The organism is Delftia sp. SD018, assembly GCF_017355445.1.
GTDB classification, from domain to species: Bacteria; Pseudomonadota; Gammaproteobacteria; order Burkholderiales; family Burkholderiaceae_C; genus Comamonas; species Comamonas acidovorans.
Genome location: NZ_JADDRN010000003.1, coordinates 24,819 through 46,040, shown reverse-complemented (window position 1 = coordinate 46,040; position 21,222 = coordinate 24,819). Strand labels below are relative to the sequence as shown.

Here is a 21,222-nt window from a genome sequence, read left to right as displayed (position 1 = left end):
TTCATGGTGTATTCCTTGGGATTTGCTGCAATGGCCGGCCACTGTAGTGCTTAAACTCCGGGCAGAAAACTCGCCTTGTGCTCAGGTTTTGCCGCATGCCCTCCCATACCTCCGCTACCACTGAATCCCAGAGAAGAAGACAGCCCGTGCAGGCCCGTGCGCAGCGCACGCTGCAGGCCATTGTTCAGGCAGCAGCTCAGATTCTGGTCAAGGAGGGCGAAGCCGCGCTCACCACCAACCGCATTGCCGAGCGCGCAGGCGTCTCCATCGGCACGCTCTACCAGTACTTCCCCGACAAGCAGGCAGTCTTCCGCGCCATGGTCGATGGCCAGCGCCGTGCGGCCGTCGCGGCCATCGAGACCTGGCTGGAGCAGGCGTCGGAACAGGGCTTGCCGCGCGAGGCCGTGGCGCGCGGCGTGGTCGCCTGCATCGTCGAGGGCTTTGCGGGCCGCACGCCCGCGCGGCGCAAGCTGGCGCGCTTTGCCTGGCGCCAGGATGGTGACGAGCGCATTGCCCTGTCCATGCGCGAGACCGCCGAGCGCATGGCCGCCCACCTGCAGCGCTGGGGTGGCCCCTCGCTGTCCTATGCGCGCCTTTACGTGGCCACGCGGGCCGTGCTGGGCACGGTGCGCTTCGCCTCGCTGGAGGCCTCGCCGCTGATTGCCTCGGGCGCACTGGAGGAGCTGTTGTGCGAGATGGGGACAGACATGTTGCTGGGTGGCGTGCAGGGCGCCGGCGCTGCTGCCTCATAGAGGCTGTTCCATTCGCCGAGGCCATCATGGGGCTTGGCGTTCGTTGATGGCGTGCCGGAGGCCCGGACCGTTCCTGCGCAGGAGGATGGCGAAAAAAAGGCCCCGCAGAGCGGGGCCTTTTGCTTCTACCGGAGTGTGCGATCAACCGATAGCATTCTAACGAGTTCGCGCGGCAATGGCTTTCTCCGCCACATCCACCAGGTCGGCGCCGACCTGCTGCTTCCACTTGTCGTAGACAGGGCGCGTGGCCTTGACGAAGGCTTCGCGCTCGGCCGGCGTGAGCTGGGTCACGGTCACGCCGTTGGCGGTCAGGTCCTTGAGCAGCGGCTTGTCGGCCTCGATCATGCCCTTGCGCGCGATCACGATCTGCTCCTTGGCGGCGTCCACGGCGGCCTGGCGCACGATGTCCTGGTCTTCCTTGGTCCAGGTGGCCCAGATGTCCTTGTTGACCACGAAGATCAGCGGATCGTTGATGTAGCCCCACAGCGTCAGATGCTTCTGGCCCACGGACTGCAGCTTGGCGGCCATGTAGACCGACACGGGGTTTTCCTGGCCGTCCACGGCACCGCTGGCCATGGCGGGCTGGGCATCGGCCCAGCTCATCTGCGTGGGGTTGGCGCCCAGCGCGGTGAAGGTGTCCAGGAACAGCGGCGAGCCCACGACGCGGATCTTCAGGCCCTTGAGGTCGGCAGGGGTCTTGATGGCGTGCTTGGAGTTGCTGATCTCGCGGTAGCCGTTCTCGCCCCAGGCCAGCGGCACCACGCCGGCCTTTTCCAGGCGCTGGAACAGGCGCTTGCCGGGCTCGCCATGCGTGAGCGCGTCGGCAGCGGCGTAGTCGGGCATGAGGAAGGGCAGGGCGAACAGGTTCAGCTCCTTGATCTGGGGCGACCAGTTCAGCGTGGAGCCCACGGCCATGTCGATCACGCCCTGGCGCAGCGCGCTGAATTCGCGCGTCTGGTCGCCCTGGATCAGGGACACGCCCGGGTAGAGCTTGATGTTGATGCGGCCGTTGGTGCGCTCGCGCACCTTGTTGGCCCAGATCTCGCCGCCCTTGCCCCAGGGAAAGGCCGTGCCCAGCACCAGCGACATGCGGTACTCGCTCTTGTACTTGGCCGGAGTCTGCGCCACTGCGGGAGCGGACGAAAGGGCCAGGGCCGCAGCCGCGGCCAGGCCGCTGGCGAGGAAAGTGCGAAGTTTCATTGCGAAGGTCTCCTTGTTGAATTTTTGGGAAATCAGTAGCCCAGGCGTGCTGGGAGCCAGAGAGCCAGCTGCGGGAAGGCGATCACGGCGATCATCACCAGGAACATGGCCAGCAGCATGGGGCCGACCCAGCGCACGGTGGACTCCATGCGCACGCCCGCGATGCGGCAGGACACCATCAGGTTCACGGCCAGCGGCGGCGTGAACTGGCCCAGCGCCACCTTGAGCGTGAGGATGACGCCGAACCACACCGGGTCCCAGTTGTAGTGCTGCATGATCGGCAGCAGCAGCGGCACGAAGATCAGGAAGATGGAGATGCCGTCCAGGAACATGCCCACGGTGATCAGCAGCAGGATCAGCAGAGCCATCACGCCGTACTCGCCCAGGCCCGAGTCCACGATGGCCTTGGCCACCGGATCGATCACGCCCAGCGTGGACAGCGAGAACGCGAAGATGCCGGCCAGCGATACCACCAGCAGGATCACGGCCGACAGCTCGCCGGCCTCGCGCAGGATGGGGTAGAGGTCGCGCAGCGTGATGGTGCGGTGGATCACCATGCCCACGAACAGGCCGTAGAACACGGCCACCACGGCGGCCTCGGTGGGGGTGAACCAGCCGGCGCGCATGCCGCCCAGGATCAGCACCGGAGCGGCCAGGCCCCAGGAGGCCTCGCGCAGGCTGCGCCAGAACGGCGGGCGCGGCATGGACGATTCCAGCGCACCCATCTTGTGCTTGCGCGACATCCACACGGCGGGAATGATCAGCGCCACGCCGGCCAGGATGCCGGGGATCATGCCGGCCGCAAACAGCGCCGGCACCGAGGCGCCGGGCACCAGCACCGAGTAGATGATGAAGGCCACGGACGGCGGGATCAGGATGTCGGTGGCCGCAGCCGCGCCCACCACGCTGGCCGAGAAGCTGCCCGGATAGCCGGCGCGGCTCATGGCCGCGATCATCACGCCGCCCACGGCGGCGGCATTGGCCGGGCCCGAGCCCGAGATGCCGCCCAGGAACATGGCCACGGCAATCGCCACCAGGGGCAGCATGCCGGGGCCGCGGCCGACGATGGCCACGGCGAAGTTCACCAGGCGCAGCGCCACGCCAGAGCGGTCGAAGATCGAGCCCACGAGCACGAACATCGGAATCGCCAGCAGCGGGTACTTGCCCAGGCCCGCATAGAAGTTCTGAGGCACGGCCAGCAGGCCGAACCACTGCGTGTCGGGGCTTGCCAGCGCGATGGCGGCGGCGCCCGCCAAGCCCAGGGCCGCGCCGATCGGCACGCCCAGGAACATCAGGCCCAGGAAGGCGATGAAGAGCAGGGTTGCGATCATTGCGCCTTCTCCCCGGTGCTGTCATCGAAGGCGCCAGGGCGGCCCTGGCGCTGGAACAGCTGCAGCGCGCGCACCGTGATCAGGGCCGAGCAAATCGGCAGCCACATCGAATACCACCACTGCGGCACGCCGATGCCGGGCGAGGTTTCCTCGAACCGGTAGTCGTCCCAGACCACGCGCACGCTCAGTGCGGCGATCACGGCGAACAGTAGGGCCACCATCAGCGTGCCGAAGCGCGCCAGGCGCTTCCTGCGCAGGGCGCTGCCGCCTTCGGCGAAGTACTCGATGCGGATATGGGCGTTGCGCGCCACGGCCGCCGAGCCCGCGACCATGGCCAGCAGGATCATCAGGAAGACCGAGATTTCCTCGGTCCAGGCGAAGGAGGAGGAAGTGAAGTAGCGCACCAGCACATTGGCGAAGGTGATCAGGGCCAGCAGGGCCATGATCACCACGGTGAGCCAGTCCTCGATGCGCAGCGAGCGCGGCTCGTCCGGCTGCGAAGGCGTCTCAGCGGCGCCGTTTTCGGTGGGAGGGGATGACATGGACGCGGGGAGTCAGAAAATTACACATGGCGGGGCAGATGCAGTCACTGAGCTTCCTCGGCGTCGTGTGCCGGGGGCCGTGAGGAAAAAATGTCACATTGGGTAAATGCGGCGCAGCGCCATTATGTGCGCATCCATGCGGTGTGCCAGAGGGACCATCCCTGCCCTGTCAGGCACCCGTCACGGCCCGGCGGATAATGGCGGGCATGGAAACCAAATGGCTAGAAGATTTCGTCAGCCTGGCTGAAACACGCAGTTTCAGCCGCTCCGCCCAACTGCGGCACGTGACGCAACCTGCGTTCTCGCGCCGCATCCAGGCACTGGAGGCCTGGGCCGGCACCGACCTTGTGGACCGCAGCTCCTACCCGACCCGGCTCACGCCGGCCGGCAAGACCATGTATGACCAGGCGCTGGAGATGCTGCAGTCGCTGCAGAGCACGCGCACCATGCTGCGTGCCCACGTCAGCGCGGGCAAGGGCATGGTGGGGTTTGCGGTGCCGCACACGCTGGCCTTCACTTTCTTCCCGAACTGGGTCTCCAGCGTGCAGGCCAAGTTCGGGCCGTTCCGAAGCCGGCTGTTCGCGCTCAATGTGCATGACGCCGTGATGCGCCTGGTCGAAGGCGGCTGCGACCTGCTGATCGCCTACTTCCATCCGTCCCAGCCCTTCCAGCTTGACCCGGCGCGCTACGAGATGGTCAGTCTGGGCCATGAGGTGCTCGCCCCCTACGCCAAGCCCGACGCCGACGGCCTGCCGCTGCACCAGCTGCCGGGCCGCCAGGGCCAGCCGCTGCCTTATCTGGGCTATGCGCCCGGCGCCTACCTGGGCCGGGTGACGGAGCTCATCCTCAAGGAAGCGGCCGAGGCCGTGCACCTGGAACGCGTCTACGAGACCGACATGGCCGAAGGCCTCAAGGCCATGGCGCTGGAAGGCCATGGCGTCGCGTTCTTGCCGTTCAGCGCCGTGCGCAACGAGCTGGAGGCCGGGCGCCTGGTCAGCGCCGCGCCTGCGGGCGACAACGGTTTTCGCATGGACATGGAAGTGCGCGCCTACCGTGAAAAACCCGCCAGCAAGGACGCGCCCCAGGGCGTGGCCGGCGCGCTGTGGAACTTCCTGCTGGAGCAGGGCGAGACCATCGGCTGACACGCCAAACGGCACGCATCAGGAAAAAAGGGGCTCTCGCAGCCCCTTTTTGCTGCACGTTGGTGCATGCGGGTGCCCGGCAAGAGCCCGACTTGGTGCACGGGTTATGCCTAGGGTAAACACCTATTATGCATAGCATGCATAAGGGCTTTTGCAAACGGCATTGGCTGTGCCACCGGCCCTGGCATTAGAGTGCGCGCACAGCAACCACGCCGTGTGCAGGACCGCCGGTGCGCTGGATCGGGCAAAAAACGCGTGCCATGGCACGGCAGTTGCTTACCTGAATCCGGCTGACGTGCTGGAAAGCCCTAGCACGTGTCGGTGCTCCAGCACCGTGCGTGATTGCACAATATGTGTCACATCGTTGATAGTTCGAGCAAGCCCACAAGGCGACTCGACCGTTCTCATCAAGACCGTTTTCGTTCTCATCTCAGGAGACCCGTATGAAGAAGCATTTGTTGGCCATCGCCGTGACCGCCCTGGCTGCAGGCAGCGCTTTCGCGCAGGCTGGTGACACCCTGGCCAAGATCAAGTCCTCCGGCGCCGTGACGCTGGGCGTGCGTGAATCCTCCGGCCTGGGCTACACGCTGGGCAATGGCAAGTACGTGGGCTTCCACACCGAGATGGGCGAGCGCGTGCTGGCCGACATCCAGAAGGAACTGGGCCTGGCCAAGCTGGACATCAAGTACCAGCCCGTCACCTCGCAAAACCGCATCCCCCTGGTGACCAATGGCACCGTGGACATCGAGTGCGGCTCCACCACCAACAGCCAGGCCCGCCAAAAGGATGTGGCCTTCGCCGTGACCACCTACGTGGAAGAAGTGCGCATCGCCGTCAAGGGCAACTCCGGCATCACCGGCATCAAGGACCTGAACGGCAAGACCATCGTCACGACGACGGGCACCACCTCGGTGCAGACCCTGCGCAAGAACAAGCGCGCCGACGGCCTGACCTTCAAGGAAGTCATGGGCAAGGACCACGCCGACAGCTTCCTGATGCTGGAAACCGGCCGCGCCGACGCCTTCATCATGGACGGCTCCATCCTGGCCGCCAACATCTCCAAGTCCAAGGCACCTGCCGAGTACAAGATCGTCGGCGAAACCCTGTCGGTCGAGCCCATCGCCTGCATGCTGCGCAAGGACGACCCCGCCTTCAAGAAGGCCGTGGACGATTCCATCAAGCGCCAGATCGCCGACGGCTCGCTGGCCAAGCTCTATGACAAGTGGTTCATGCAGCCGATTCCCCCGGCCAACGTGAAGGTCGGCCTGCCACTGTCCGACGCCACCAAGGACGCATGGGCCCACCCCAACGACAAGCCCATGGAGTCGTACGAAGTCAAGTAAGCACCAGCTGAATGCCGCCCCTTCTGCCATGCGGTTGGAAGGGGCGTTTTTTGTTGCGTCGCCGGTTTTTCTGCCGGCACGCATTTCGTGTTTTGAATGAAGGGGTGCTCCTATGAGTTGGGATTGGCAGGTGTTCTGCCAGGACACCATTACCCAAGAGGTCGGTCAAAGCTGCTTCGGCAAGAACGGCGATATCACCTACCTGGACTGGATGCTGTCGGCCTGGGGCTGGACCATTTCCGTGTCGCTGCTGTCGCTGGTGATCGCACTGGTCGTCGGATCGCTGATCGGCACGCTGCGCACTTTGGAGGGCCGGCCGTGGATCGTGCGGCTGGGCAATGCCTGGGTGGAGCTGTTTCGCAATATTCCGCTGCTGGTCCACATCTTCATGTGGTACCACGTGGTTCCGTCCTTTGTTCCTGCGCTGAAGTCGCTGCCGGGCTTCGTGCTCGTGGTGCTGGCGCTGGGTTTCTTCACCTCGGCGCGTATCGCCGAGCAGGTGCGTTCGGGCATCCAGGCGCTGCCGCGCGGCCAGCGCTATGCGGGCATGGCGATGGGTTTCACCACGTTCCAGTACTACCGCTACGTGCTGCTGCCCATGGCGTTCCGCATCATCATCCCGCCGCTGACCAGCGAGACCATGAACGTGTTCAAGAACTCGTCCGTGGCCTTCGCCGTGTCCGTGGCCGAGCTGACCATGTTCGCCATGCAGGCGCAGGAAGAGACTTCGCGCGGCATCGAGATCTATCTGGCCGTCACCGGCCTGTATGTGATTTCCGCCTTTGCCATCAACCGCATCATGGCCTTCATCGAGAAGCGTTCGCGCGTCCCGGGCCTGATCGCTGCCAGCGGCGGAGGACACTGACATGAACCTGCAAATCGACTGGTCGTTCTTCACCTGGGACCTGTTCAGCAACTTCGTGCTGAAGGGCCTGTACTTCAGCCTGACGCTGACCGTCATCGCCACCATCGGCGGCGTGCTCTTCGGCACCGTGCTGGCGCTGATGCGCCTGTCTGGCAAGAAGTGGCTTGATGTGCCCGCCACGCTCTACGTCAACGGCATGCGCTCCGTGCCGCTGGTGATGGTGATCCTGTGGTTCTTCCTGCTGATGCCGCTGATCATCGGTCGGCCCATCGGCGCCGAGGTCTCGGCCATCATCACCTTCATCGCCTTCGAGGCGGCCTACTTCAGCGAGATCATGCGCGCGGGCATCCAGTCCATCCCGCGCGGCCAGGTCTCTGCGGGCCAGGCCATGGGCATGACCTACGGCCAGAACATGCGCCTCGTGGTCCTGCCCCAGGCCTTCCGCAACATGCTGCCGGTGCTGCTCACGCAGACCATCATCCTGTTCCAGGACACCTCGCTGGTCTATGCCATCGGTGCCTACGACATGCTCAAGGGCTTCGAAGTGGCGGGCAAGAACTATGGCCGTCCCATCGAATCCTATCTGGCCGCTGGCGTGACCTACTTCGTGCTGTGCTACTCGCTCTCGTGGGCAGTCAAGCGCCTGCACAAAAAGATTGCCATCATTCGATGAGCCAGCACCCCATTGAGGAATTGCAATGATTGAACTCAAGAACGTTTCCAAGTGGTACGGCAGCTTCCAGGTGCTGACCGACTGCTCCACCAACATCCAGAAGGGTGAGGTCGTGGTGGTCTGCGGCCCTTCGGGCTCGGGCAAGTCCACACTGATCAAGACCATCAACGCGCTGGAACCCTTCCAGAAGGGCGAGATCTTCGTGGACGGCGTGGCCGTGCACGATCCCAAGACCAACCTGCCCCAGCTGCGCAGCCGCGTGGGCATGGTGTTCCAGCACTTCGAGCTGTTCCCGCACCTGTCGGTGACCGAGAACCTGACCATCGCCCAGATCAAGGTGCTCGGTCGCAGCCCGGACGATGCCAAGAAGCGCGGCCTCAAGATGCTGGACCGCGTGGGCCTGACGGCGCACAAGGACAAGTTCCCGGGCCAGCTGTCGGGTGGCCAGCAGCAGCGCGTGGCCATTGCGCGCGCGCTGTCCATGGACCCCATCGTGATGCTGTTCGACGAACCCACCTCCGCGCTGGACCCCGAAATGGTCGGCGAAGTGCTGGACGTGATGATCGGCCTGGCCAACGAAGGCATGACCATGATGTGCGTGACCCACGAAATGGGCTTCGCACGCAAGGTGGCCAGCCGCGTGATCTTCATGGACGTGGGTGGCAAGATCCTGGAGGACTGCTCCAAGGACGAATTCTTCGGCAACCCCGAAGCACGCCAGCCCCGGACCAAGGAATTCCTCAACAAGATCCTGCAGCACTGATCGGCTGCTGCCGGCAGGCAGCAGGCCATCTCAAGACAAGGGCGCTTCGGCGCCCTTAGTCTTTTGCCGCTCTGGAACGGCCGGGGCTGCGCCGTGCGGCGGTGCGCGGCTCGGCCGTCCTGATCAACTGGTGGTTGAACTCCTTCCACAGCGCGTCGCGCCGGGCCAGTGCCTCGGACACATCCTTGTGGCGCAGCTGGGCCACGGCCGAGACCAGGGCGTTGCACAGGTAGAAGGCTGCCGTGTAGGAGTGAAAGGGCGAGGCATTGGCCGTGCGCACCTGCAGCCAGTGGTGGGCCACGGTGGCCAGCGGCGCGGCGGGGCTGTCGGTGATGGCCAGCACCTGGGCACCGGCGTCGGCAAAGCGCTGCGCTATCTCAAAGGTGCCGCGCGAATACTGGCTGACGCTGAAGGCCAGCAGCGTGTCCGAGGGGCCGATCCACAGCAGCTGGTCGGCCGGCGCGATGGCTCCGGCATCCAGCTCCTGCACGCCGGGGCGGCACATGTTCAGGTGCAGGGCCAGCCAGGCGGATACCGGCGAGCTGTTGAGCTGGGCCAGCACGAACACCCGGCCCTCGCCCTGGGCCAGCTTGCGGGCCATGGCCTCGAAGGCCGCCATGTCCAGCCCCTCGCGCGTGGCCTGGATGTTGTGCTGGTCGTGCAGCAGCGCATCGTCCACGCATTCGCTCAGGCTGCGCTGCGCGCCCAGCAGCACGGGCGCGCGCTGGGCGGCCGTCTGCAGCAGCGCCGTCACCTCGCCGCGCGCCTCGCGCTGGGCCTCGGCATAGCTGGCATAGCCGAGCTTGGCGAACAGGCGCACCACGGTCGAGGCGCTGGTGCCCGTGTGCGCGGCCAGCGCCGTGGCCGACTCCAGCAGCGCATGCGGGTAGTTGCTGCCCAGGGTCTGGGCCAGCGTCAGCTCGCTGGCCGTCAGCTCCGCGCCCTGCTGCGCCAGGCGCTGCGGCAGCAGCAGTGCGGCTTTTTGCAATGGTGATTTCATATTTTTCTTGTATATGCAACGTGTGTTGCAAAATAGGGGGTCGCGTGCAACACTGCATGCAATCTGGAGATTCCACCATGCACGATACCCTCGAACAAAGCCGCGTGCAGCAGCGCGCGAGACTGCTGGACTGGCTGGGCGGCCAGCAGCAGGCCATGCAAGATCTGTTGCACAGGATTGTCGATATCGACAGCGGCAGCCGCGATGAAGCCGGCATCCTGGCCGTGGCCCAGGCGCTGCGCGAGCGGCTGGAGGCGGCCGGCGTGGCCGTGCGCTTCGAGGACGTGCCCGGCTACGGCGTGCTGCTGCATGCCGATGTCGCCGGTCCCGACGGGGACGGCCCGGCCGAAGGCGCACCCATCTATCTGATGGGCCACATGGACACCGTCTTCCCGGCGGGCACCGTGGCGCGCCGCCCCTTCCGCGTGGAAGAGGGCAGGGCCTACGGTCCCGGCGTGGCCGACATGAAGTCGGGCCTGGTGCTCAACGTCTTCGTGGCCGAGGCCTTTGCGCGCTGTGGCGGCCTGGGCGCGCCGCTCAAGCTGTTCTTCTCGTGCGATGAGGAGATCGGCTCGCCCGCCACGCGCCAGACCATCATGGACACGGTGCGCGGCGCGCGCGCCGTCTTCAATGCCGAGCCCGGCCGCGTCAGCGGCAACCTGGTGACCAGCCGCAAGGGATCGATGGCCGTGGAGTTCGAGGTGCAGGGCGTGGCCGCCCATGCGGGCATCAACCACGCGGCCGGCGCCAGCGCGCTGGAGGCCATGGCGCGCAAGCTGCTGGCCCTGCATGCGCTGACCGATCCCGCCACGGGCACGACCACCAATGTGGGCGTGCTGCAGGGCGGCATCGTGCCGAACATGGTGGCGCCCCACGCCAAGGCCGAGCTCGATGTGCGCTACACGGCCCAGACCGATCCCGATGCGCTGATGGAGCGCATCCGCGCCATCGTGGAGGAAGAATCCGTGCCCCGCACACAGGGCCGCGTCACCGCCGTGCGCCGCACCCTGCCCATGGCGCCCACGCCCGATGCGTTGCTGCAGCTGTACCGGCGCGGCGCGCAGTCGCTGGGCTTTGATGTGCAGGGAGAGTTCACGGGCGGTGCGGCCGACAGCGGCCTCACGGCCTCGGTGGGCGTGCCCACGCTGTGCGCGACCGGCCCCGTGGGCGGCCATCCCCATACCGAGCGCGAGTACTGCGAGCTGGCCACCTTCGTGCCGCGTGCGCAGGCCGTGGCCCTCGCCATCTTTGATCACCCCTGATTGCGCTGATACCCATGAAAAACCTGTCCGTGAACCCCTCCCTGAACACCCGCCGCAAGCTGCTGGGCGCAGGCCTTGGCCTGGCGGGCCTGTCCGCGCTGGCGCCGCTGGCCGCACGCGCCGATGACAAGTACCCCTCGCGCCCGATCACGCTGGTCGTGCCGTTTCCGCCCGGCGGTTCGGTGGACATCATGGGCCGCCAGTACGCCGAGCCCCTGTCGCGCATCCTGGGCGTGCCCATCGTGGTGGAGAACCGGCCCGGCGCGGGCGGCTCGGTGGCCACGCAGTACGTGTCGCGCGCCAAGCCGGACGGCTACACCCTGGTCGTGTCCTCGCAGAGCAGCCACCTGGCCAATCCTCTGACCCAGCCCAAGGTGGGCTACGACCCCATCAAGGACTTCGAGAACATTGCCATCCTGGGCCGCCAGCCCAATGCGCTGATGGTGCATTCCAGCCTGCCCGTGAAGAACTTCCAGGAGTTCATCGAGTACGTGAAAAAGCGCCCCGGCCAGGTCAACTACGGCAGCGCCGGCATCGGCAGCATGGGCCAGCTCAATGTGGAAATGCTCAAGGCCGCCACGGGCATCTTTGCCACGCACATCCCCTACCGTGGCGGCTCGCCGCTGGTCACGGCGGCCATCGGCAACGAGGTGCAGTTCATCCTCGACAACCTGGTCTTCATGCTGCCCCACGTGCAGTCGGGCAAGGTGCGCGCCCTGGTCGTGGCCTCGGAGCAGCGCCTGCCCATGCTGCCCGACGTGCCCACCATGGCCGAGGTCGGCTATCCCCAGCTCAACATGAGTTCCTGGACCGGCATTGCGGCGCCTGCGGGCACGCCCGACGCCATCGTCCAGACGCTGTACAAGGCCATCCGCCAGGCGGCCACGGCGCCGGCCATGGTGGCCAGCCTCAAGGAGCGCGGCGTGGTCGCCCCCGAGGAGATGAGCCCCGCCGCCTTCGAGAACATGATGGCCGAGCGCCTGAAGCTGTTCGGCGAGGTGGTGCGCAAGGCCCATATCGTGGCCGAGTAAGCAGGGCACGCCCAGGGTGCCCCCAGGGCGCCCCGGATGGCCGGGCGCAGCCGACGTATTTCCATAAGGAGGAGACATGAGCATGACCCCTATCGCCCGCCAGGCTGGCAGCCACCCTTCCCGCCGCCGCGTGCTCGGCGCGGGGCTGGGCCTGGGTGTGCTGGCGCCGCTTGCGGCGCTGGCCGCCGAAGGCAAGGCCGCCGGCTACCCCACGCGCCAGATCAGCTTCATCGTGCCGTTTCCGGCCGGTGGCTCGGTGGACGCCATGGCGCGCCAGTATGCCGAGCCCATGGCACGCATCCTGGGCGTGCCCATCGTCGTGGAGAACCGGCCCGGCGCGGGCGGCTCGGTGGCTGCGCTGGCCGTGGCGCGCGCCAAGCCGGACGGCTACACCCTGGTGGTGTCCTCGCAGAGCAGCCATCTGGCCAATCCTCTGACCCAGCCCAAGGTGGGCTACGACCCCATCAAGGATTTCGAGAACATCGCCATCCTGGGCCGCCTGCCCAATGTGCTGGTCGTGCCCGCGAGCCTGCCCATCCGCAGCTTTGCGGAGTTCATCGCCTATGCCAAAAAGCACCCTGGCCAGCTCAACTACGGCAGCGGCGGCACGGGCAGCATGGGCCAGCTCAACATGGAGATGTTCAAGGCCGATGCGGGCCTGGACATCACCCATGTTCCCTACCGGGGCGGCACGCTGCTGGTCACCTCGGTGCTGGCGGGCGAGGTGCAGGTGTTCTTCGACAACCTCATCTCCATGCTGCCCCACATCCAGGCGGGCAAGGTGCGCGCCCTGGCCGTGGCATCCGAGCAGCGCGTGGCACAAATTCCCGATGTGCCCACGCTGGCCGAGGTCGGCTACCCGCAGCTGAACATGAGCTCATGGACCGGCCTGGCTGCGCCGGCCGGCACGCCCGCGCCCGTGGTGCAGGCCCTCTTCAAGGCCGTGCGCCAGGCCGCCACGGCGCCGGCCATGGTGTCCAGCCTGCAGGACCGGGGCGTGACCCCGCCCGAGGAAATGAGCCCCGCGGCTTTCGAGGCCATGATGTCCGAGCGCCTGAAGCGCTTTGGCGAGGTGGTGCGCAGGACGGGCATCGTGGCCGAGTGAGCCTGGCCCGCCAAGGGCCTGCCCTCAGTCCAGCTGCACACCTACCTCGCGCACCAGGCGGCCCCAGTCCGCCAGGTCCTGGCGCAGCGTGTCGGCGAATTGCGCGGGCGTGGTCCGGGGCAGATCGGTCAGGTTGAGCTCGCCCAGCTTTTTGGCCGTGGCCGGGTCCTGCAGCAACTGGTTGATGGCGGCGTTGAGCTTGTCCACGATGGGCTGCGGCGTTTTGGCGGGCGCGAAGACGCCGTACCAGGAATAGTTGTGGAACGGGTAGCCCGCCTCGGTCAGGCTGGGCAGGTCCGGCTGGCTGGGAATGCGCTTGTCGCCGCTGTGGGCGATGGCGCGCACGCGGCCCGCACGCACCAGCTCCACGGTGGAAGAGGTGTCCGCAAACGCGGCCTGCACCTGCCCGCCCAGCAGGCCCTGCACGCAGGGGCTGCTGCCCTTGTAGGGCACATGCTGCATCTGCAGGCCGGCCTGCTTGAGCAGGAATTCCATGGTCAGGTGCCCGCCTGAGCCCTGGCCCCAGGAGCAGTAGCTGAGCTGGCCGGGCCGTGCGCTTGCATAGGCCACGAACTCCTTGAGCGAATGCACGGGCAAATCGCGCGAGACCAGCAGCAGATTGCCCGCGCGCCCTATCTGCGCAATGGGTGCGAAGTCCTTGATCGGGTCATACGGAACCTTGCGGTAGAGGCTGGGGTTCACGGCCATGGACGCCGTGTAGGTGAACAGCAGCCGGTAGCCGTCCGGCGCACTGCGCGCGGCCTGCTCCACGCCGACCAGGCCGTTGGCGCCGGGCCGGTTGTCCACCACGAAGGGCTGCCTGAGCAGCCGGGTCAGGCCTTCGGCAAACACCCGTGCGATGGTGTCCGTTCCGCCGGCGGCGGCCGTGGGCACGATCAGCGTGACGGGGCGGGCGGGGTAGTTGCCGGCATCCTGTGCCGGCTGGGCGTGGCCTGTGCAGGCCATGGCCAGCAGCAGTGCCAGGGCCATGCCGTGCTTCTTCATCGTCTTCATGCACTTGTCTCCTTGTGTCGCCTTGTGTCGCCTTGCCTGTGTGCGGCCCCGTCAGCGCAGCCCCAGGCGCGCCTGCGTGCCCTGCTCGATCATGTCGGCTCCCACGCGGTAGAGGTTGCGCGAGACATAGCTGTCCACCTCGCGCGCACGCTCGCGCAGCCAGGCGGCCTTGAGGCTGCGGGCCTGGCCGATCTCGGGCGCGTCGCCGGTCGCCGTGGCCAGCACGTCGATCACATGCAGGGCCAGCTGCCACTGGCCCGCGTCGGCCAGCGCCTGGGCGCTGGCCACCAGGCCGGGCTTGTCGGTGATGGCATCGGCGATGGCGGCGCCTGCGGCCTCGGGCGGGGCCGGGTGCAGCGTGGTCGGGTTGCGGTCCCACCAGCCGTTTTCCGAGCGGTAGATGTCGCGCACGATGTAGCTGGGGTCGCCATAGGTGGGCTTCATCCACTCCACGCCGAACAGCTCCTGCGGATAGTCCATGGCCGCGAGCACCTGCTGCTCGTTCAGGCCCTCGTTCATCAGGCGCACGACTTCGGCGCGCAGCCAGCGCAGCGCCTGTGCGGTGTGCAGCAGCACCTGCTGCACGGCCTGCTCGCCCTCGATCACGGGACCGAACTCGCGCACGGCCTTGAGCGGGCGCAGCGCGGCCATGGCCTGCAGCGTGTCGGCCCAGCGCACGGTGTCGCGCAGCGTGCGAAAGGGCGTGCCGATGTTGGGTATGGAGTCCAGCAGCGCCGCGCCGCCGTACAGCACGCGCTGGCCGGGGCTCCACAGCGCGATGGCATCGTCGGTCTCGGACGGCGCCCAGAACAGCTCGATGCGGCTGTCCCCGCTGCCTATCTCCAGCCGCGTGTCGAAGGTTTCGGTGGGCTCGTGCATGTCCAGCCGGTGCTCGAAAAAGCCCGCGCTGCGGTTGAACTGGATCTCGGCCATGCGGTGCTGCAGCGCCCGGGTCTCGCGGTAGCGTGCCTGGCGGCGCGGCAGGTTGCGGTGCGCGATCAGGCGCGGCACAGGCTCTCCGCGCGCGGCCGCATGCTCCAGCCAGGCGGGCACGCCCGCGTTGTAGCCGATGTGGCCGTGGCTGTAGCACAGCGCATGCACGGGCGCGTCGCTGAGCTGGCGCAGGCTGGCGATCATGTCCTGGCTGACCTTGCCGCCGGGGCCGGCGTCGATCACCACCAGGCCCGCGTCGGTCTCGGCCACGAAGGACTGGCCCTGGCCGCGCAGTATGTGCAGGCCCGGCGCCACGGTTTCGCTGCCGGTGCCCACCAGCAAGAAGGGCTTGTCGTCGTCTCTGGCGTTCATGGGGTCTCCGGGTCTGGTTCGATGGGGGGCAGGGCGTAGCGGCCGTCCAGCAGTTCGGGCTGGGGCATGTAGGCGCGCAGGCACAGGTAGAAGCCTTCGCGCGGCGCGGGCAGCCAGTTGGCGCGGTGGTCTTCGCTGGCCGGCGGCGCGTGGCTGATGTGGATAGTCAACCCGCCATCGCCATCGCCATCAGCGTCGGGGCGCAGGCCCGGCGTGCGGTCGCCGATGGCATAGCGGTCGATGGGGTTGTCCACCAGCATGCAGTCGTGGGCGCCGTAGAGGGTCAGGGACCAGAAGGCCTGCACGGGCGGCAGCGCGCCTGGGGCAAAGCGCAGCCGGTAGCGGCGGCTGCCGTCCAGGGGCCGGCCCCGGGCGTCGTGCCAGGCCAGCGGGTAGATGGCCTCGCGGCTTTCCAGCATGCCGATGTACTTGAGCGCAATTTCGGCGCGGGCCTGGAAGTCGTCTCCAAAACTGCCTTCGACCAGGGCGGGGAGTTCCCAGCCCGAGTCCAGGCGCCGGCCCGTGCTGGCCGCGCGCAGCCGGGGCAGTACGCTGTCCAGTGCGCGCTGCAGTGCGGCTTGCTGTTGCGCATCGGGTGCACCCAGCCCTGCGCCCAGGCCCACGGCAGCAAAGCGCGCGACCCGTGCGGCATGCTCTGCCGGCGGCGGGTTGTCGCGCAAGGCGGCATTCACCTGGGCTGCATAGTGCTCGGCATTTGGCGGGGCCTGGGGATCGCAGTCCGGATCGAAGGCGCGGGCCTGCGAGGGAGTGCCCGCCTGCCAGTCGGCCAGCGGGCGCACCGCAAAGCCGTCCTGCAGCGCGTGCACGGCGGGCAGGTCGTGCTCGCCATCGACCAGGATGCGGCCTATCACCCACAGCCAGGGCGTGGGCGCGGCAATGTGTGCGCCGGGTGCATCGAACGGTGGCGGCAGCGCCCCCTGCCAGCCGGGCGGCGTGAAAAGGAAGGAGCGCGCCGCCGTGCCCGTCAGGCGCTGGCCCAGGTGGGCGAAGGGGTTGGTGAAGAAGTCCAGCAGGCCCAGGACGTAGTAGCGGCCCGCCGTGTCGGGCACGTCGATCACCAGCGGCCCGGCGCCCAGGTCCAGCCAGGCGTTGGTGTAGAGCGTGTCGTTGTTGGGCGTGACCACGCGGCTGGTGCCGGCGCGCAGCAGCTGGCGCGCATGCACGAACTGGTTGCACCAGCGCAGCGGGGCTGGGGCGGCCTCGCCGGCCGCATTGCGCCGGGGCGAGGTGGCCGCGCGCATGCGGCGCATCTCGTACAGCGGGCAGGTGTGGATGACGGCCTCTTCGGCCAGTGCGCTCAGGTCCATGGCGTGTCTCATGCGGCCACGGGCTGCAGGGGCGGAACAGGCCATTGGTGCGCGCCTGCCTGCGGGTGGTACATGCGCAGGATGAGGTAGAAGCGCCCGTGCGGCGTGGGCAGCCAGTTGGCGGAGCCCTGTGCCGGCCGGGCATGGCCCAGGTCGATCTGCAGGCTGCCGTCGGCCTCGCGCCGCAAGCCCGGCGTGCGGTCGCCGATGGAGTGGCGGCCGATCTCGTTGCCGTAGAGAAAGCGGTCGGCGTCGTACAGGGTGACGGACCAGAAGGCATCGGCCGGCGGCATGTCGGCGGCATTGAAGCGCAGCACATAGCGCTGGTTGCCGTCCAGCGGCTGCAGGCCTGCGTCGTGGTGGGCGGCCGCGTAGATGGCCTCGCTTGTGGCCAGCGCGCCCAGGCCCAGGTAGGCGGTGCGTGCGCGGCCCAGGTACTCGCTGCCGTAGCGGCCGGTGGACGGCGTCATGGTCCAGGGCCGGGGGCGGCGGTTGCGCCCCATGGCGGCCACGGTGCGCACGCCGTCGGCAAAGCCCTCGGTCAGGCCTTCGCGCACGGGCTCCTCCAGCTGCTCCCACGCCATGTGGGCGCTGGTCACCAGGCCGGCCTGGCCGAACCAGGACAGCAGCCCCTGGTCCTCCTTGCGGCCAGGCGCCTCGGCCAGCGCATGGCAGAGGTTGGCAAAAAATCGCGGCGCAACCTCGGCCGCAGGCTCCTGGTTCTCGAAGGCGGCCGCCATGGCGTCCACGGGCGGGCCGACCCAGTTCGTGACGGCGGCCGGGCGGCCTCCTTTCGGCGTGCCCGGCGCGGGCTCCAGCCGGATGTCGGCCTGCAGTGCGCGGGCTGCAGGCCAGTCGGGCGCATCGCCCACCACGGTGCGGCCGATCAGCCAGACCAGGTTGCTGGGGCAGTGCACCAGACGGTGGCCGGCCAGGTGTTCCGGCACCTGGCCGCCCGGCCCGACCAGGACCACGGTCTCGCCTTCGGGCGCGCAGTTGCGCGGGCCCAGGTTCTCGAAATTCTCGGTATAGGCGTCGTACAGGGCCAGCACGAAGTAGCGGCCCGGATGTGCGGCGCTGGAGGGCACGGTCAGCAGGCGCGGGCCGTCGGCCAGGTGGATCCAGGCCAGCGAGTACAGCAGGTCGTTGGCGGGCGTGACCACGTCGCGGTCCTCATGGGTGGAGGGGCGCTGGCTGTGGTGCAGCGTGTCGAAGTCGCCGCGCATGTCCAGGCCAAGACCGGTAGCGCGCGCGGCGCCGGCATCGGTCTGCAGGCGGCAGGTGCGGTAGGTCTCTATCAGCGGATAGCCGTAGACAAAGGCAGCCAGGCCGATGGAGCGCGCCAGGGCGCGGCGGACTTCGGGCAGGGAGGGAGGGGTCAGGTTCGTGTCCATTGTTTTCTTCAGGGGATGAGGGGGTCAGTCGAGGGTCACGCCCGTGGAGCGCGCCAGGTCCAGCGCCACGGGCAAAAAGGCGGCGTAGGCGGCGCTGGCCTCGGCCGGGCTGTTGCCCTGGGCCTCCAGGCCCAGCGCCTCGACACGCTGGCGCACCTGGGGCTCGCGCATCACGGCGGCGACCTCGCGGCCCAGGCGTTCGACGATGGCGTCGGGCGTGCGCGCGGGCGCCATCAGCGAGATCGATCCCGTGATGGCATACACGGGCTCGCGGTAGCCCTGCTCGGCAAAGGTGGGCACATCGGGCAGGGCCTTGCTGCGGCGCGGTCCGGCCACGGCCAGGGCGCGCAGCTTGCCGGCGTCGATGAAGGGCTTGAGCGTGGCGGCCGAGCCCAGCGTCATCTGGATCACGCCGCTGATCAGGTCGATGGACATGGGCCCTTCGCCCTTGTAGGCCACGTGCAGCGACTGCAGGCCGTAGGCCTTGTCCATGAAGACCTGGACCTGGTGCGGCTGCGTGCCCGCCCCCCAGGAACCCATGGCGTACTTGCCCGGCGACTGGCGCACGGCCTCGACCAGGCCCTTGAAGTCCCTGGCCGGCACGGCCGGGTTGACGGCCATCACCATGGAGGGCGAGACCACGTCCGAGACCATGCGCAGCTCGGTGCGCGGGTCGTAGGGCAGCTTCTTGTAGAGCACCAGGTTGGCCGTGATGGGCCCGGGCACGGTCAGCAGCAGGGTGTGGCCGTCGGGCGCGCTCTTGGCCACATGCTCGGTGCCGATGATGCCGCCCGCGCCGCTGCGGTTGTCCACCACCACGGGCTGGCCCAGGCGCTTGGCCAGGCCCTCGGCCAGGATGCGCGCCACGGTGTCGGTGGAGCCGCCTGCCTGGTATTGCACGACGATGCGAACGGGACGGGAGGGATAGCCGTCCTGGGCCAGCGCGGCGCTGCAGGCCAGGGCAAGGCAGGTCAGTGCGGCGGTGCGCAGCAGGGGTGTGTTCATGGTGGCCTCCGGGCGGGAGATGGAATGGGCATTGGCTTTCATGCAGCCTCCCTGCCGATGACCAGCGCATCGACGGCCACGCAGCCGCCGTCCTCGCGCGGGCGGGCGATCAGGGGATTGATCTCGGCGCTTTCCAGCGTGGCGCCTGCGCGCTGCGCAAAGCCGGCCAGGGCGCACAGCGTGTCGGCAATGCTGTCCAGGTCCACGCGGGGGCGGCCGCGCGCGCCGTCCAGCACGGCAAAGGCCCGCAGCTCGCGCACCATGGCCAGCGCGTCGTCGCGCGTGATGGGCAGCAGGCGCAGCGAGACATCGCGCAGGATCTCGGCATGGATGCCGCCCAGCCCGAACATCAGCACCGGGCCGAATACCGGGTCGCGGTGCACGCCGGCGATGCACTCCACGCCGCCCTGCACCATGGGCGCGGCCAGCGCGCCGTCGATGCGCGCATCGGGCCGGGCCTGGCGCGCATTGGCCAGGATGCGGTCGAAGGCGGCCTGGGCGCCGGCCGCATCCGCCAGGTTCAGTGCCACGCCGCCCACGTCGGACTTGTGGGCGATGGCATCGCTGCAGACCTTGAGCGCAATGCGTCCGCCCATCTCCTGCACGGCCTGCACGGCCTGCGCTGCCTCGGCCGCCGTGCGCACCAGCCGGTGCGGCACCACGGGCACGCCGGCCTCGGCCAGCAGGGCCATGCTGCGCTGCTCCGACAGCGTGCCCGCCGGCAGGTGCAGCGCGCTGCCTGCATCTGCCATCGCGGGCAGAGCCTGCGGTGTTTCATGCAGGCGGGCCAGCGCGCCAATGCAGCGTATGGCCGCACCCGGGTCGGCGAACACCAGGCAGCCCAGCGCCTCCAGCGCATCGCGGCGCTCGGGCGGGCACAGCGTGCTGACGGCCAGCAGGGTGTCCGGATGGTGGGTGCGCAGCGTCTGCACCAGGCTTTGCAGCACGGGCCAGAAGGCGTCGGACAGACCGCCTGCCGCGAAGAAGCCCAGCCAGCTGTCGAACTGCCGGTCGGCCAGCATCAGGCGGGCGCTGCGCTCCAGCAGCGTCATGTCGTTGGTGACCTGGCCCGTGATGTCCACGGGGTTGCGCGGCGCAGCAAACGGCACCCATTCGCGCAGCTGGCACTGGGCCGCATCGGACAGCGGTGCCACGTCCAGGCCGGCTGCGCTGGCGTCGTCGGCCATCATGGCGCCCACGCCGCCCGAGACCGTGAACAGTCCGATGGACCGCCCCTTGGGGGCCCGCGCGATGGAGGCGCTGGCCGCCAGCGCGAAGAAGTCGGTGATGGAATGCGCGCGCAGCACGCCGTAGCGGCGGAACACCGCGTCATAGACGGCATCGTTGCCCGCCAGCGAGGCCGTGTGCGATGCGGCGGCGGCCGCGCCCAGGGCGCTGGTGCCCACCTTGCACATGACCACGGGCTTGCCGCGCTCCTGCGCCAGGGCCAGGGCCGCGCGCAGCCGGGGGCCGTCGCGGCAGCCTTCCATGTAGGCCATGATCACGTCGGTCTCGGGGTCCTGGGCCAGCCAGGCCAGGCCATCGGCCAGTTGCACATCGGCCTCGTTGCCCGTGGTGGCCCACAGCGACAGGCCCAGCCCACGCTCGCGCGCCAGGCTGTAGGCATAGGCACCGAAGGCGCCCGACTGGCTGACCATGCCGATGCGCCCGGGCCGCACCAGCCCGCCGCCCGGCGCGGGCGAGAACGTGGCGTAGACCTGGTGGCCGGGGCGCATGAAGCCCAGGCAGTTCGGGCCGATGAGGCGTATGCCCGCCTCCTGCGCGCGCCGCGCCAGCGCCTGCTGGGCGGCCGTGCCGTCGGATCCGGTCTCGGCATAGCCCGAGGAAAACAGCACCATGGACTGCACGCGCGCGGCGGCCGCATCCTCCAGCACGCCGGCCACCTGAGACTGCGGCACGGCGACGATGGCCAGGTCCACCGGCGCGCCGATGGCGGCCAGCCGCTCGTGCGCGGGCAGGCCCTGCACGCGGCTGGCGCGCGGGTTCACCGCATACAGCGCGCCGCCGTAGCCGAAGCGCAGCAGGTAGTCCAGCGGAATGCCGCCGATCTTGCTGGCCTGGTCCGAGGCGCCGACCACGGCGATGGAGCGCGGCGCGAACAGCGCGTCGAGCCGGGAGGTGTCAAAGCAATGGCTGTCGGTCATGT

19 protein-coding genes are annotated in these 21,222 nt (G+C 68.4%); 9 read left to right on the top strand and 10 right to left on the bottom strand.

Annotated features, from left to right (window positions below; translation table 11 throughout):
- Window positions 1–95: 95 nt before the first annotated feature.
- Window positions 96–752 carry a TetR/AcrR family transcriptional regulator gene (locus INR38_RS05115; protein WP_197944971.1) on the top strand — a complete coding sequence of 219 codons (657 nt, stop codon included), beginning with the start codon at window positions 96–98 and terminating at the stop codon, window positions 750–752.
- Between the two features lie 156 nt (window positions 753–908).
- Here INR38_RS05115 and INR38_RS05110 read toward each other — a convergent pair whose 3' ends face one another.
- Genes INR38_RS05110 through INR38_RS05100 form a run of 3 tightly spaced genes read right to left on the bottom strand, consistent with a single transcriptional unit; the run spans window position 909 to window position 3,825 of the window.
- Window positions 909–1,952, bottom strand: coding sequence for a DctP family TRAP transporter solute-binding subunit (locus tag INR38_RS05110; RefSeq protein ID WP_065348001.1), 1,044 nt, complete (start codon window positions 1,950–1,952; stop codon window positions 909–911).
- Between the two features lie 32 nt (window positions 1,953–1,984).
- A complete protein-coding gene (locus INR38_RS05105) occupies window positions 1,985–3,283 on the bottom strand; it encodes a TRAP transporter large permease (RefSeq protein WP_043819923.1) in 1,299 nt (432 codons plus the stop codon).
- Window positions 3,280–3,825, bottom strand: a complete 546-nt coding sequence (locus INR38_RS05100) for a TRAP transporter small permease (protein WP_013804178.1) — start codon at window positions 3,823–3,825, stop codon at window positions 3,280–3,282. The genes INR38_RS05105 and INR38_RS05100 overlap by 4 nt, the downstream gene beginning before the upstream one ends.
- Window positions 3,826–4,031: 206 nt before the next feature.
- Between INR38_RS05100 and INR38_RS05095 the strand changes: the two genes are divergently transcribed.
- The 5 genes from INR38_RS05095 to INR38_RS05075 all read left to right on the top strand — a co-directional run bounded on the left by INR38_RS05095 (window position 4,032) and on the right by INR38_RS05075 (window position 8,611).
- Window positions 4,032–4,967, top strand: coding sequence for a LysR substrate-binding domain-containing protein (locus tag INR38_RS05095; protein WP_170962088.1), 936 nt, complete (start codon window positions 4,032–4,034; stop codon window positions 4,965–4,967).
- A gap of 443 nt (window positions 4,968–5,410) precedes the next feature.
- Window positions 5,411–6,310: a transporter substrate-binding domain-containing protein gene (locus INR38_RS05090; protein ID WP_063327262.1), complete on the top strand. Its 900-nt coding sequence runs from the start codon at window positions 5,411–5,413 to the stop codon at window positions 6,308–6,310.
- Window positions 6,311–6,422: 112 nt separating this feature from the next.
- On the top strand, window positions 6,423–7,175 hold the full coding sequence (locus INR38_RS05085) for an amino acid ABC transporter permease (protein ID WP_043819928.1): 753 nt from the start codon (window positions 6,423–6,425) through the stop codon (window positions 7,173–7,175).
- A gap of 1 nt (window position 7,176) precedes the next feature.
- On the top strand, window positions 7,177–7,848 hold the full coding sequence (locus INR38_RS05080) for an amino acid ABC transporter permease (RefSeq protein WP_012203296.1): 672 nt from the start codon (window positions 7,177–7,179) through the stop codon (window positions 7,846–7,848).
- A gap of 25 nt (window positions 7,849–7,873) precedes the next feature.
- On the top strand, window positions 7,874–8,611 hold the full coding sequence (locus INR38_RS05075) for an amino acid ABC transporter ATP-binding protein (protein ID WP_012203297.1): 738 nt from the start codon (window positions 7,874–7,876) through the stop codon (window positions 8,609–8,611).
- Window positions 8,612–8,666: 55 nt separating this feature from the next.
- Here the strand turns inward: INR38_RS05075 and INR38_RS05070 are convergent, their stop codons facing one another.
- On the bottom strand, window positions 8,667–9,611 hold the full coding sequence (locus INR38_RS05070) for a MurR/RpiR family transcriptional regulator (RefSeq protein WP_207443969.1): 945 nt from the start codon (window positions 9,609–9,611) through the stop codon (window positions 8,667–8,669).
- A 77-nt stretch (window positions 9,612–9,688) separates the two neighbouring features.
- Between INR38_RS05070 and INR38_RS05065 the strand changes: the two genes are divergently transcribed.
- From INR38_RS05065 to INR38_RS05055, 3 genes are all read left to right on the top strand, one after another.
- Window positions 9,689–10,873: a M20 family metallopeptidase gene (locus INR38_RS05065; RefSeq protein WP_043819932.1), complete on the top strand. Its 1,185-nt coding sequence runs from the start codon at window positions 9,689–9,691 to the stop codon at window positions 10,871–10,873.
- A gap of 14 nt (window positions 10,874–10,887) precedes the next feature.
- The gene (locus INR38_RS05060) at window positions 10,888–11,904 is read left to right on the top strand and encodes a tripartite tricarboxylate transporter substrate binding protein BugE (protein WP_207443967.1); all 1,017 of its coding nucleotides are present in this window, start codon (window positions 10,888–10,890) and stop codon (window positions 11,902–11,904) included.
- Between the two features lie 76 nt (window positions 11,905–11,980).
- On the top strand, window positions 11,981–13,009 hold the full coding sequence (locus INR38_RS05055; RefSeq protein ID WP_207443965.1) for a tripartite tricarboxylate transporter substrate binding protein: 1,029 nt from the start codon (window positions 11,981–11,983) through the stop codon (window positions 13,007–13,009).
- Window positions 13,010–13,033: 24 nt separating this feature from the next.
- Here the strand turns inward: INR38_RS05055 and INR38_RS05050 are convergent, their stop codons facing one another.
- Genes INR38_RS05050 through INR38_RS05025 form a run of 6 tightly spaced genes read right to left on the bottom strand, consistent with a single transcriptional unit; the run spans window position 13,034 to window position 21,220 of the window.
- A complete protein-coding gene (locus INR38_RS05050) occupies window positions 13,034–14,023 on the bottom strand; it encodes a tripartite tricarboxylate transporter substrate binding protein (RefSeq protein ID WP_207443963.1) in 990 nt (329 codons plus the stop codon).
- A 51-nt stretch (window positions 14,024–14,074) separates the two neighbouring features.
- A complete protein-coding gene (locus INR38_RS05045; RefSeq protein ID WP_071954372.1) occupies window positions 14,075–15,328 on the bottom strand; it encodes an alkyl sulfatase dimerization domain-containing protein in 1,254 nt (417 codons plus the stop codon).
- Window positions 15,325–16,656 carry a DUF1254 domain-containing protein gene (locus INR38_RS05040; RefSeq protein ID WP_207443961.1) on the bottom strand — a complete coding sequence of 444 codons (1,332 nt, stop codon included), beginning with the start codon at window positions 16,654–16,656 and terminating at the stop codon, window positions 15,325–15,327. The genes INR38_RS05045 and INR38_RS05040 overlap by 4 nt, the downstream gene beginning before the upstream one ends.
- Window positions 16,657–16,664: 8 nt before the next feature.
- The gene (locus INR38_RS05035; RefSeq protein WP_207443959.1) at window positions 16,665–18,050 is read right to left on the bottom strand and encodes a DUF1254 domain-containing protein; all 1,386 of its coding nucleotides are present in this window, start codon (window positions 18,048–18,050) and stop codon (window positions 16,665–16,667) included.
- 24 nt (window positions 18,051–18,074) lie between these two features.
- Window positions 18,075–19,097 carry a tripartite tricarboxylate transporter substrate binding protein gene (locus tag INR38_RS05030; RefSeq protein WP_207443957.1) on the bottom strand — a complete coding sequence of 341 codons (1,023 nt, stop codon included), beginning with the start codon at window positions 19,095–19,097 and terminating at the stop codon, window positions 18,075–18,077.
- Entirely contained in the window at window positions 19,094–21,220 is a 2,127-nt protein-coding gene (locus INR38_RS05025) for an acetate--CoA ligase family protein (RefSeq protein ID WP_207443955.1), read from the bottom strand. Before INR38_RS05025 ends, INR38_RS05030 begins: the two co-directional genes overlap by 4 nt.
- Between the last annotated feature and the right edge of the window lie 2 nt (window positions 21,221–21,222).

Coding starts and splice junctions, on each gene's coding strand:
- INR38_RS05075 (WP_012203297.1), top strand. CDS start 7,874: ATGATTGAACTCAAGAACGTTTCCAAGTGGTACGGCAGCTTCCAGGTG.
- INR38_RS05095 (WP_170962088.1), top strand. CDS start 4,032: ATGGAAACCAAATGGCTAGAAGATTTCGTCAGCCTGGCTGAAACACGC.
- INR38_RS05100 (WP_013804178.1), bottom strand. CDS start 3,825: ATGTCATCCCCTCCCACCGAAAACGGCGCCGCTGAGACGCCTTCGCAG.
- INR38_RS05030 (WP_207443957.1), bottom strand. CDS start 19,097: ATGAAAGCCAATGCCCATTCCATCTCCCGCCCGGAGGCCACCATGAAC.
- INR38_RS05065 (WP_043819932.1), top strand. CDS start 9,689: ATGCACGATACCCTCGAACAAAGCCGCGTGCAGCAGCGCGCGAGACTG.
- INR38_RS05060 (WP_207443967.1), top strand. CDS start 10,888: ATGAAAAACCTGTCCGTGAACCCCTCCCTGAACACCCGCCGCAAGCTG.
- INR38_RS05025 (WP_207443955.1), bottom strand. CDS start 21,220: ATGACCGACAGCCATTGCTTTGACACCTCCCGGCTCGACGCGCTGTTC.
- INR38_RS05110 (WP_065348001.1), bottom strand. CDS start 1,952: ATGAAACTTCGCACTTTCCTCGCCAGCGGCCTGGCCGCGGCTGCGGCC.
- INR38_RS05040 (WP_207443961.1), bottom strand. CDS start 16,656: ATGGACCTGAGCGCACTGGCCGAAGAGGCCGTCATCCACACCTGCCCG.
- INR38_RS05080 (WP_012203296.1), top strand. CDS start 7,177: ATGAACCTGCAAATCGACTGGTCGTTCTTCACCTGGGACCTGTTCAGC.
- INR38_RS05055 (WP_207443965.1), top strand. CDS start 11,981: ATGAGCATGACCCCTATCGCCCGCCAGGCTGGCAGCCACCCTTCCCGC.
- INR38_RS05070 (WP_207443969.1), bottom strand. CDS start 9,611: ATGAAATCACCATTGCAAAAAGCCGCACTGCTGCTGCCGCAGCGCCTG.
- INR38_RS05090 (WP_063327262.1), top strand. CDS start 5,411: ATGAAGAAGCATTTGTTGGCCATCGCCGTGACCGCCCTGGCTGCAGGC.
- INR38_RS05035 (WP_207443959.1), bottom strand. CDS start 18,050: ATGGACACGAACCTGACCCCTCCCTCCCTGCCCGAAGTCCGCCGCGCC.
- INR38_RS05050 (WP_207443963.1), bottom strand. CDS start 14,023: ATGAAGACGATGAAGAAGCACGGCATGGCCCTGGCACTGCTGCTGGCC.
- INR38_RS05045 (WP_071954372.1), bottom strand. CDS start 15,328: ATGAACGCCAGAGACGACGACAAGCCCTTCTTGCTGGTGGGCACCGGC.
- INR38_RS05085 (WP_043819928.1), top strand. CDS start 6,423: ATGAGTTGGGATTGGCAGGTGTTCTGCCAGGACACCATTACCCAAGAG.
- INR38_RS05105 (WP_043819923.1), bottom strand. CDS start 3,283: ATGATCGCAACCCTGCTCTTCATCGCCTTCCTGGGCCTGATGTTCCTG.
- INR38_RS05115 (WP_197944971.1), top strand. CDS start 96: ATGCCCTCCCATACCTCCGCTACCACTGAATCCCAGAGAAGAAGACAG.